Origin of the sequence: Acinetobacter sp. TG2027 (assembly GCF_000302435.1) — a bacterium.
GTDB classification, from domain to species: domain Bacteria; phylum Pseudomonadota; class Gammaproteobacteria; order Pseudomonadales; family Moraxellaceae; genus Acinetobacter; species Acinetobacter pittii.
Window position 1 is genome coordinate 1 of the sequence record NZ_AMJN01000028.1, and the last position, 9740, is coordinate 9740.

Consider the following 9740-nt stretch of genomic DNA (forward strand, 5'->3'; position numbering starts at 1 on the left):
TTTTAATAAGGTTGTACCTTGTGCGCTGCGTGAACCGCCAATAAAGTTGTGTCCAATGACCATTTTTATATTCCTTAGAGAGTAATAACTGAACCGATCGGTAACTCGGGTTGCATATGAGCAAGTTTGTTTTTGAGTGGATAACCGAACTCTTTCATTTCTATTTCAAACTCATCATTAACCTGCGCTTGAATACCATCGGCAAAAGATAGAGTGGCTGTACCGAAATAATGGATATGTACATCGCCCGCTTTTAAAAATTGTTGATACTTAAAGTGGTGATATTCCAGATTTGCCAAGCTATGGCACATATTGTCTTCACCAGACAAAAACTCTTTTTCCCAAATGATTTGCCCATCACGGCGCAAACGGCTGGTTCCGACTAAATGTTTTGGTAATTCGCCTGTTCGTAAAGCTGGACCAAAACTACAAAAACGTAATTTTGAATGCGCCAGATATAAATAATTACGACGCTCCATCACATGGTCAGAATATTCATTGCCCAGCGCAAACCCGATTCGGTAAGGCTTTAAGTCTTCTCCAATCACATAGAGGCCTGCGATTTCAGGTTCTTCGCCGCCATCTTCGGCAAATGGTGGTAAAGGTAATTCAGCTCCCGGCCTTACCACAATTGAACCGTCGCCTTTATAAAACCATTCTGGCTGCGCCCCGATCTGACCTTGTGCTGGACGCCCCTTTTGTAGCCCCCATTGAAATATTCGCATGGTGTCGGTCACCGAGCTGTCATCGCTTAAATTTTGTTGATGCATTTTGTCGCGTGCAGATGCAGAACCTAAATGGGTTAAGCCTGTACCGGACACCAGACAGTGCGTTGGGTCTGGATGATCTAAAGGCGGCAATACCTTTAAATCTGCTAATAAAGATGAATAATCATAGGTTTCCACTTCAAAGCCTAACGCCTCAACTTGCTGTTCCAGTGAAACTTGATTGCGGATTGCTAAAAGTGCTAAATCACGAACCGATTGAATATCTTTAACCGGATATGCCATGTTGCCTTCTACTTTAGCGACAGCACGTTGATTTGCACGATTTTCAAATTGAATAATTTGCATGTTTTATTCCTTACAAAGGCTTTTGAATATTCACTGTTTGTGTTTTTTGACGTTCGAGCTTGGCATAGACGATGTAAGTCAAAATCAGACCAAAAAGCATGACGATAGATAAGAAATACAAACCAGCAGCCATATTTCCCGTGTATTCTTTTAAAAGTCCGATACCAAATGGCCCGACATAGCCACCTAAATTTCCGACAGAATTGATTAAGGCAATACCAGCCGCTGCACTTGCGCCTGTTAAGAATCGGCCCGGTAATGTCCAAAACACGGCAGTAGATGAAAATAGGCAGAACGCAACCACAGCCAAAGCAGCCAATTGCATGACTGGAGAATTTAGCCAACCACTTAAAAACATTGCACAAGCGCCTAGTGCGTAGAGAAAACTTAAATGTCCGTAGCGGTCATTTAGACGATCGGTACTACGTGGAATAATTAACAAACCAATAATTCCAAAAACGTAGGGAATGCTAGATAGGAAGCCAATTTGAAGATCAGTACCGCCTCCAAATTGCTTGATAATAGAAGGCAACCACAGATTTAAACCGTAAATACTTAAAGTCACTGGTAAGTAATACAATGCTAATAAAAGTACGCGTTTGTCTTTTAAGGCATGCAATGGATTGGCATGTCGGGTTTGGTCATATTCGGCTTCATCTTTAACTAGTTCATTTTTAAGCCATTGTTTTTGTTCAATGCTTAGCCATTTCACTTTATCAATATTATCTGGCAACCACAGGAATGTCGGTAAAGCCAATAAAACCGCGGGCAAGCCAACTGCAACAAACAACCATTGCCAGCCGTGCAAATTTGCAATGCCATCCATTCCAAGTAATAGACCAGCTAAAGGCCCTGCAATCATCATGGCAATCGGTTGTGAAAGCACAAACATTCCCATGATTTTTCCGCGATGCCGCACCGGATACCACTGTGTAATTAAATATAAAACACCAGGGAAAAAACCTGCCTCTGCTACACCGAGTAAAAACCGTAATAGATAAAAACTTTTAGGGCCTTGAATAAGCGCCATGGCCATGGTGATGAGGCCCCATGTTAATAAAATGCGGGTAAACCATTTACGAGCACCAAATTTGTCTAAAAGCAAATTACTTGGAACTTCAAAAAGAAAATATCCAATAAAAAATAAGCCAGCTCCTAGGCCATAGGCAGCATCACCAATTCCTACATCGGCACCCATATGCAGATGGGCAAACCCGACAGCGGCCCGATCAATGTATGCAACCAGATATAGTATGACTAATGCAGGTATCAGCTTAAACGTGACCGTCCGTATTACATCCTTTTCGAAATCCATGTTCGACTCCATTTCCTATTATTTACTTATAGAGCATCTTGCTCGTAAATTATCCTTTTAATTTAAAATATAGTAATACTATTTAAATTTCAAACCTTTTAAAAATAAAATTTATGGTGTATTTTTAATTTAATTAAATTAAATAGTAATACTATATAGGGAAATTTGTATGAATAACAAACAAGTTCTTCGTTCGGCTGCCTGGTTTGGTACAACGGATAAAAATGGCTTTATGTATCGCAGCTGGATGAAGAACCAAGGAATTCCAGATCATGAGTTTCAAGGCAAACCGATTATTGGAATTTGTAATACGTGGTCTGAACTCACCCCATGTAATGCGCATTTTCGAAAAATTGCCGAACATGTAAAAAAAGGAATTTTAGAAGCGGGCGGCTACCCTGTTGAGTTTCCTGTGTTTTCAAATGGTGAGTCTAATTTACGTCCTACCGCCATGTTTACCCGTAACTTGGCCAGTATGGATGTTGAGGAAGCTATTCGTGGTAACCCTATTGACGGCGTGGTGTTACTGACAGGTTGTGACAAAACCACCCCTGCCTTATTAATGGGTGCTGCAAGTTGTGATATTCCTGCCATTGTAGTGACTGGCGGACCCATGCTGAATGGTAAGCACAAAGGCAAAGACATTGGTGCAGGTACTATCGTTTGGCAAATGCATGAAGAATTAAAAGCAGGAAAAATTGATTTAAATGAATTTCTGTCTGCCGAATCTGGTATGTCACGCTCAGCTGGTACATGTAATACCATGGGCACGGCTTCTACAATGGCGTGTATGGCTGAAGCCCTAGGCACTTCTTTACCACACAATGCAGCCATTCCAGCGGTAGATTCGCGCCGTTATGTGTTGGCTCATCTTTCTGGCATGCGTATTGTTGACATGGTTCATGAAGATTTACGCCTTTCTAAAATCTTAACCAAAGAAGCCTTTGAAAATGCGATTAAAGTCAATGCAGCTATTGGTGGTTCAACCAACGCCGTGATTCACTTAAAAGCAATTGCTGGACGCATTGGGGTTGATTTACAACTTGATGACTGGAACCGTGTTGGCCGCGGCATGCCAACAATTGTTGACTTACAGCCTTCGGGTCGTTTTTTAATGGAAGAATTTTATTATAGCGGCGGTTTGCCAGCCGTGATTCGTCGTATGGGTGAAGCTAATCTCTTACCACATCCTCAAGCTTTAACCGTAAACGGTCAAACCATTTGGGAAAACTGCCAACAGTCACCTATTTATAACGATGAAGTGATTCGGAAAATAGATAATCCAATTCGACAAGATGGCGGTATGTGTATTTTACGCGGTAATTTAGCACCTAAAGGTGCGGTGCTTAAACCATCTGCTGCCACACCCGAGTTGATGAAACACCGTGGTCGTGCAGTCGTATTTGAAAACTTTGATGATTATAAAACCCGCATTAATGATCCAGAGCTTAATGTCGATGAAACTTGTATTCTAGTCATGAAAAATGCCGGCCCTAAAGGTTATCCGGGCATGGCCGAGGTTGGAAATATGGGACTACCACCAAAAATTTTAGCCAAAGGCATTACCGACATGGTTCGTATTTCCGACGCACGAATGAGTGGAACAGCGTATGGCACGGTCGTTTTACATGTTGCCCCTGAAGCTATGGCGGGTGGGCCTTTGGCCGTAGTTCAAAATGGTGACTTTATCGAAATTGATGCCTATGCTGGAAAACTTCACCTAGAAGTGAGTGATGAAGAACTTAAGCAACGTCTTGAAAATTTAGCACCACCAGCTCCACCAAGTTTTATTGGCGGTTACCGTAAGCTCTATGTAGAACATGTTTTACAAGCCGATGAGGGCTGTGATTTTGATTTCTTGGTCGGTTGCCGTGGCTCAGAAGTTCCACGTCATTCTCATTAATATTTATTCTTGAAAAGGATGATCTTGTTAAAACACAAGGTCATCTATACCATAGGATATTCAACATGTCGTAATAGTGAAATATGAGTAAAGCTGACTATAAAAATCCTATTCCAAGCAAAAGCCAACATGCATTGATTGTTCAACAATTGGGATTAAAAATTGTTTCTGGAGAAATTTCAGAAAATGAAAAGCTCCCGAGTGAAGTTGATTTATGTGAGGAATATAAAGTCAGCCGCCCTGTCTTTCGCGAAGCAATTCGTGTTTTAAACGCGAAAGGCTTAACTTACTCAAGACCCAAAATTGGAACGGTGGTGAGGCCTAAAGAAGAATGGCATTTACTTGACCCGGATGTATTGTTTTGGCTAATTCAAACCACACCTGAACACGAATTTTTTAAAACACTTTCTACCGTACGACGCGTGTTGGAACCTGAGCTTGCTTATATTGCCGCAAGTACGGCCAACGAAGAAGATATTGAACGTATTAAACATGCCTATGATGGGATGGAAAAAGCGACAACCGTTGAAGAGTTTATAGAGCCAGATATTCAATTTCACTTGGCAATTGCCAAAGCAACCCATAATGACTTATTGGCTTATATGTCAAAAATGTTGGTTTTACCTTTGCAGCAATCCATTCAAGTCACTAGTCTGCGCCCAAATTTACAAGGCCATTCACTACCTAGACATAAAGCGATTTTAACCGCAATTGAAAATAAAGATCCGCTCTCGGCTCGCCATGCTTCACTTGTTCAGCTAGACGACACCAAAATGGCTTACGATTTAATTAAAAAATAATCTTTATGTATTCAATATTTAAAGCCTGATCACTCAAAATAGAGTCATCAGGCTTTTTTATTTATAAATTAGAATACCTTTTTAACTGAGACAGTAAATGTCGAATCAATCGGATTTGAAATTGGCGCATCAGGTTCACCATTACTATACTTTTTATAGAAACCATCTTTGTCCCAAGCTTTGGCATAGGCTAAGCCAGTAGTCCAGCCATCTCCTAAATCCTTAATCAGCTCGATTTTCATATCTTGAAAGTTAGCTTCCGAGAAATTTTTAATTCTTTCATAGCCATAGTGAGCACCAAAAGTCCAAGACTCATTGATAGGCTGAGTAAAAGTTAAATCTAGGTAAGTTGTTCCTCGTGAACGTTTACCTTCTGTGCCACCCATCGTGTCTGAGTTATAGCCTGCATAATCTGGAGTGTAGGTAATAAAATATTTAAGAGTCAAAGGCCCATAACCAATTTGAGGCACAATTTCGCCATAGTTATAACTGGTACTCCCCGTTTCAGGTGTACTTTTAGCTCCCGGATAGTAGTAATAAAAAACCGTCATTCCAGCCGAAAACTTATCAAAAGTTTTTATATAACCTGTATAAAAATCCCACTCAACTGAAGCATCACGAAGATAGTTAGAACTTACATTTGAAGCCCAAGTCCCCACAAATAATCCATTCGGATTTGCATAATCTAGACCAATTTGTAATGCAGGCTTGCCCCAAGTTTGTTGAAAACCACGTGATATATATTGACTTGCGAAGGTTACATTAGCACTGTATGGAGAAATTTGTTCTTGTTCATTTACTTGCTCAGCATGTACAAAACCAGTAGACATAATAAGAGAAGCTATCCCTAAAATTTTTCTCATCTAATAATCCTTTTAAATATTACCTATAGGTTTAAAGTTTTAAAATAACATGATAATTCAATTTAAAACGTATTAAAAAGTTATAAATTTAAATTTCTGGATACTTCTTCTTCGCTATAGATCTCTTCAATACAATCTAAGATTTTAGGAATATACGAACTTTGGTCCATATTGCGCATCGATAGAGAAATGGGGCTATAGGCTTCTAAGTCCAAGATATTTAAATAAGTTAGATTCTTCATTCCAATGTCACAGGCGCTTTCTGGAATAATACAAATACCCTCTCCAGATGCCACCAAGCCAAGTGCCATATGAATTTCGCGGACTTCAGTCAGTTTGGCGGGAACAAGACCTAATTTGGTAAATAAAGCTTGAATAGTGGTCGAAAAATTCGGTTTAGGTGTTGTAGGATAAGAAAAAATTGTCTCATTGATAATTTGAGATAAATAGATTCCTGATTCTTGGAACTCACTTAAAGGATGTTTTTTATGAATCGCGAGCTTTAATTTTTCTTTTCTAAGTAGAAGTCGCTTAATGGCAGGATCGCTAATCGGCAATCGACCAAAACCTAAATCGATTTTGCCTAACTTTAAAGCTTCGACCTGATCTCGTGTACCACATTCAATAAGCTCGACATGAATGTCAGGATTTTTTTGTCTAAATAGATAAATGACCTGCGGTAATCGCCCGTAAAGAAGCGAACTCACATAGCCAACTTTAACAACATTCTCGACCAGCTTCATTTTTTTAGCCATAGAAGCTGCTTGAGCCGTATGCGTTAGAATTTGTACTGCATGTTGGTAAAAAAACAGCCCAGCTTCTGTCACTTTTAATGGACGCGACCCTTTCACAAACAAATCAATACCTAATTCTTCTTCTAGTTTTTTAATTTGACGCGTGAGCGGTGGCTGGGCAATAAAAAGTTTCTCAGCCGCTTTTGTGAGACTTTGTTCTTCCACAACGGTAACAAAATAACGTAGATGTCTTAATTCCATTAATATACCTTTTTAGTATCTTAAAATACCGTTCTATATCTATTTTAGGCTATTACATTCTTCTATGGTATGTAAACAAGTTTGAAATAGTTGAAACTTCATGTATAGAACCATAGAAACCATACTTGTGGATATTCCAACTATCCGTCCTCACCAGTTGTCTGTGACTACCATGCGTACTCAGACTTTGGTGCTCGTTAAAATTACGACCACGGATGGTATTGTAGGTTGGGGTGAAGCGACCACCATTGGTGGACTGAACTATGGTGAAGAAAGTCCTGAAAGTGTCAAAGCCAATATTGATACTTACTTTGCACCATTACTCGCATCAGTTAAAGATTTAAATGTTGCTCAAACACTAAAACTGATTCGTAAGAATATTAATGGTAACCGTTTCGCGAAATGTGCCATTCAGACTGCTCTACTTGATATTCAGGCAAAACGTTTAGGCGTGCCATTAAGTGAAGTTTTAGGTGGCCGTCTGCGTAATAGTTTACCTGTACTTTGGACGCTCGCGTCTGGTGACACAGAAAAAGATATTGCTGAAGCTCGGAAAATGATTGAGTTAAAACGTCATAACACGTTCAAACTCAAAATTGGTTCACGCCCTTTGCAACACGATGTTGATCATGTGATTGCAATTAAAAAAGCACTCGGTGCAGATATTAGTGTACGCGTTGACGTAAATCGTGCATGGTCAGAGCTGGAATGTATTCAAGGTATTCAACAGCTACAGGATGGCGGGATTGATTTAATTGAACAGCCTTGTGCTATTCAAAATACTGAAGCACTTGCTCGCCTCACCCAACGTTTTGATGTCGCAATCATGGCGGATGAAGCTTTAACTGGTCCTGACAGCGCATATCGTATTGCAAAAAGTCAGGGTGCAGATGTATTTGCCGTGAAAATTGAACAATCAGGTGGTCTGATCGAGGCATGTGAAGTTGCCAAGATTGCAGGTTTAGCAGGAATCGATCTTTATGGCGGCACTATGCTTGAAGGCCCTGTAGGTAGCATTGCTTCTGCTCATGCGTTTGCAACCTTTGAAACATTAGCGTTTGGTACTGAATTATTTGGTCCGTTATTACTTACCGAAGAAATTTTGAAAGAACCGCTACGTTACGAAAACTTTGAATTGCACTTGCCAACGGCTCCAGGCTTAGGCATTGAAATTGATGAAGAGAAAGTCGAGAAGTTACGTCGTTAAGGCAATAGGATAAGGAGTTTCCCATGTTATTTCATGTACGTATGGATGTGCATATTCCACTTGATATGCCAGCCGACAAAGCAAATGAAATTAAGGCCGTTGAAAAGGCTTATTCGCAAGATTTACAACGCCAAGGTAAATGGCGTCATATCTGGCGAGTTACAGGCCAGTACTCAAACATTAGTATTTTTGATGTCGAGAGCAATGAAGAGTTGCACAATATTTTACAGGGATTACCTCTTTATCCTTACATGAACATCGAAGTGATGGCACTTAATCGTCACCCTTCTTCTGTTCGTGATGATGATTCGTAATCTAAGAAAATAGTTTGAGTGTGTGGTCTGAAGCACATTCAAAAACTAAATATATTTATTCAGAAGGTAACAAGGAACGTGGCAGCACTTATTCGCTAGCAAAACAACATGCCCGCAGTGCTACCACCCAAAACCGTATTGCATACTTAAGGAGTTTTAGTATGAACCGTCAACAAATTGATGCGCTTGTAAAACAAATGAATGTCGACACTGCAAAAGGCGAAGTTGATGCACGTGTTCAACAAATTGTAGTGCGCCTTCTCGGGGATTTATTTCAAGCCATCGAAGATTTAGATATTCAACCTTCAGAAGTATGGAAAGGTTTGGAATATTTCACAGACGCAGGTCAAGCAAACGAACTTGGTCTTTTGGCAGCTGGCTTAGGTTTAGAGCACTATCTTGATTTACGCGCAGATGAAGCTGATGCAAAAGCTGGCGTTACGGGTGGCACACCGCGTACCATCGAAGGCCCACTTTATGTAGCTGGCGCGCATGAAACCGTTGGTTTTGCTCGTATGGATGATGGTACTGAATCTGGCAAAATCGATACCTTAATTATTGAAGGTACCGTAACTGATACTGATGGCAATATCATTGAAAATGCCAAAGTTGAAGTATGGCATGCCAACAGTTTGGGTAACTACTCATTCTTTGATAAGTCTCAATCTGACTTTAACTTACGTCGTACCATCTTAACTGATGCTGATGGTAAGTATGTTGCATTAACGACGATGCCTGTAGGTTATGGTTGCCCGCCAGAAGGTACAACTCAGGCCCTTCTTAACAAATTAGGCCGTCATGGTAACCGTCCATCTCACGTTCATTACTTCGTTTCTGCACCGGGTTACCGCAAGCTGACTACTCAATTCAACATTGAGGGTGATGAGTACTTATGGGATGACTTTGCTTTCGCAACCCGTGACGGCTTAGTTGCAACAGCAGTTGATGTAACTGACCCAGCTGAAATTCAACGTCGTGGTTTAGATCACGCTTTCAAACACATCACATTTAACATTGAACTTGTTAAAGATGCCGCTGCTGCTCCTTCAACTGAAGTTGAACGTCGTCGCGCTAGTGCTTAATTGAAAATATATGTGAGTTAAAAGTTCGCTTTTGACTCACAAAATTTATTCCATTTATTACTACCATTAAGAATTTAAATAAATTTTTAGCGGTAGTAATACATCACGTTACCTCATGCTCTAAGGTTTCTCACATGATTGACAAAAGTAAGTCCTCACTAAGCGAGGTTCTATCGCAGATTAAAGAT

9 protein-coding genes are annotated in these 9740 nt (G+C 40.2%); 5 read left to right on the forward strand and 4 right to left on the reverse strand.

Annotated elements, in window-relative coordinates; translation table 11 throughout:
- Positions 1–74: 74 nt before the first annotated feature.
- Together araD1 and abaQ are read right to left on the reverse strand one after the other, a co-directional pair.
- On the reverse strand, positions 75–1073 hold the full coding sequence (araD1, locus tag B806_RS0106230; protein ID WP_017402765.1) for an AraD1 family protein: 999 nt from the start codon (positions 1071–1073) through the stop codon (positions 75–77).
- A 10-nt stretch (positions 1074–1083) separates the two neighbouring features.
- Positions 1084–2388, reverse strand: a complete 1305-nt coding sequence (gene abaQ / locus B806_RS0106235; RefSeq protein WP_017402766.1) for a multidrug efflux MFS transporter AbaQ — start codon at positions 2386–2388, stop codon at positions 1084–1086.
- Positions 2389–2557: 169 nt separating this feature from the next.
- Between abaQ and B806_RS0106240 the strand changes: the two genes are divergently transcribed.
- Both B806_RS0106240 and B806_RS0106245 read left to right on the forward strand, forming a co-directional pair.
- On the forward strand, positions 2558–4291 hold the full coding sequence (locus B806_RS0106240; protein ID WP_017402767.1) for an IlvD/Edd family dehydratase: 1734 nt from the start codon (positions 2558–2560) through the stop codon (positions 4289–4291).
- 83 nt (positions 4292–4374) lie between these two features.
- Positions 4375–5091, forward strand: a complete 717-nt coding sequence (locus tag B806_RS0106245) for a FadR/GntR family transcriptional regulator (RefSeq protein WP_002113901.1) — start codon at positions 4375–4377, stop codon at positions 5089–5091.
- A 68-nt stretch (positions 5092–5159) separates the two neighbouring features.
- On the opposite strand, the gene B806_RS0106250 is transcribed toward B806_RS0106245, so the two are convergent.
- Together B806_RS0106250 and B806_RS0106255 are read right to left on the reverse strand one after the other, a co-directional pair.
- Positions 5160–5954 carry a TorF family putative porin gene (locus B806_RS0106250; RefSeq protein ID WP_017386079.1) on the reverse strand — a complete coding sequence of 265 codons (795 nt, stop codon included), beginning with the start codon at positions 5952–5954 and terminating at the stop codon, positions 5160–5162.
- 80 nt (positions 5955–6034) lie between these two features.
- Complete coding sequence (locus B806_RS0106255) at positions 6035–6949, reverse strand: LysR family transcriptional regulator (RefSeq protein WP_017386078.1); 915 nt, start codon at positions 6947–6949, stop codon at positions 6035–6037.
- Between the two features lie 100 nt (positions 6950–7049).
- On the opposite strand from B806_RS0106255, the gene B806_RS0106260 reads away from it, so the two are divergent.
- The 3 genes from B806_RS0106260 (at position 7050) to catA (ending at position 9552) form a co-directional block, all read left to right on the forward strand.
- The gene (locus tag B806_RS0106260) at positions 7050–8156 is read left to right on the forward strand and encodes a muconate/chloromuconate family cycloisomerase (RefSeq protein WP_025466673.1); all 1107 of its coding nucleotides are present in this window, start codon (positions 7050–7052) and stop codon (positions 8154–8156) included.
- A 23-nt stretch (positions 8157–8179) separates the two neighbouring features.
- Entirely contained in the window at positions 8180–8470 is a 291-nt protein-coding gene (gene catC, locus B806_RS0106265; RefSeq protein WP_003651954.1) for a muconolactone Delta-isomerase, read from the forward strand.
- A 161-nt stretch (positions 8471–8631) separates the two neighbouring features.
- Positions 8632–9552, forward strand: coding sequence for a catechol 1,2-dioxygenase (gene catA / locus B806_RS0106270; RefSeq protein WP_025466674.1), 921 nt, complete (start codon positions 8632–8634; stop codon positions 9550–9552).
- Positions 9553–9740: the final 188 nt, after the last annotated feature.

Excerpts from the sequence above, each read along its gene's own strand:
- araD1 (WP_017402765.1), bottom strand. The coding sequence starts at position 1,073 with ATGCAAATTATTCAATTTGAAAATCGTGCAAATCAACGTGCTGTCGCT.
- abaQ (WP_017402766.1), bottom strand. The coding sequence starts at position 2,388 with ATGGATTTCGAAAAGGATGTAATACGGACGGTCACGTTTAAGCTGATA.
- B806_RS0106240 (WP_017402767.1), top strand. The coding sequence starts at position 2,558 with ATGAATAACAAACAAGTTCTTCGTTCGGCTGCCTGGTTTGGTACAACG.
- B806_RS0106245 (WP_002113901.1), top strand. The coding sequence starts at position 4,375 with ATGAGTAAAGCTGACTATAAAAATCCTATTCCAAGCAAAAGCCAACAT.
- B806_RS0106250 (WP_017386079.1), bottom strand. The coding sequence starts at position 5,954 with ATGAGAAAAATTTTAGGGATAGCTTCTCTTATTATGTCTACTGGTTTT.
- B806_RS0106255 (WP_017386078.1), bottom strand. The coding sequence starts at position 6,949 with ATGGAATTAAGACATCTACGTTATTTTGTTACCGTTGTGGAAGAACAA.
- B806_RS0106260 (WP_025466673.1), top strand. The coding sequence starts at position 7,050 with ATGTATAGAACCATAGAAACCATACTTGTGGATATTCCAACTATCCGT.
- catC (WP_003651954.1), top strand. The coding sequence starts at position 8,180 with ATGTTATTTCATGTACGTATGGATGTGCATATTCCACTTGATATGCCA.
- catA (WP_025466674.1), top strand. The coding sequence starts at position 8,632 with ATGAACCGTCAACAAATTGATGCGCTTGTAAAACAAATGAATGTCGAC.